We start from the raw sequence: 510 nt of genomic DNA, 5'->3' as shown, positions 1-510 counted from the left end.
GCAGCAGAATCTTTCAATGCTAAAATTAAAGAATTCAGAAGGCAGTTCAGGGGTGTTTCAGATGTAAAATTCTTCTTATTTAGGTTAACAAAAATATTTGCATGACTATTAATTATACAATTTAGACCCAACTTTTTTACATGATCCCACGAAATGTTTCCCTAAGCATACTACTGTTATTGATCGTTTTCATGTTCAAAAATTGACTTGTGATGCAGTGCAACAGAAACGTATCAACTATAGATGGGAAGCAATTGATCTAAGGACAATCAAGCTTATAAACAAGCTCAAAAAGAAGGACGGAATTATAAACCTGATACGTTAGCAAATGGAGACACCTTAAAGCAATTGTTAGCCAGAAGTAGGTATCTGATTTTTAAACCCAGTCATAAATGGACTGAATCACAGAAACAGAGGGCCAATATATTATTCAATGTTTATCCTGAAATAGAACAGGCCTATAATCTCTCACATCAACTATATCTTATATATAGTCGTCATATTACAAAA

The 510-nt window shown here is 32.9% G+C and carries 2 pseudogenes; both read left to right on the top strand.

Annotation, left to right across the window (positions count from 1 at the left end):
* Positions 1 to 160: 160 nt before the first annotated feature.
* Positions 161 to 325, top strand: a pseudogene (locus OM075_RS26280) (hypothetical protein); the annotation flags it as partial.
* A gap of 2 nt (positions 326 to 327) precedes the next feature.
* Positions 328 to 510: pseudogene (locus OM075_RS26275) on the top strand (transposase); the annotation flags it as partial.

Source organism: Plebeiibacterium sediminum (assembly GCF_026013605.1).
Taxonomy (GTDB): domain Bacteria; phylum Bacteroidota; class Bacteroidia; order Bacteroidales; family Marinilabiliaceae; genus Saccharicrinis; species Saccharicrinis sediminus.
Note: the sequence above shows the minus strand (reverse complement) of the source record. Positions and strands in the feature narration are given on the sequence as shown.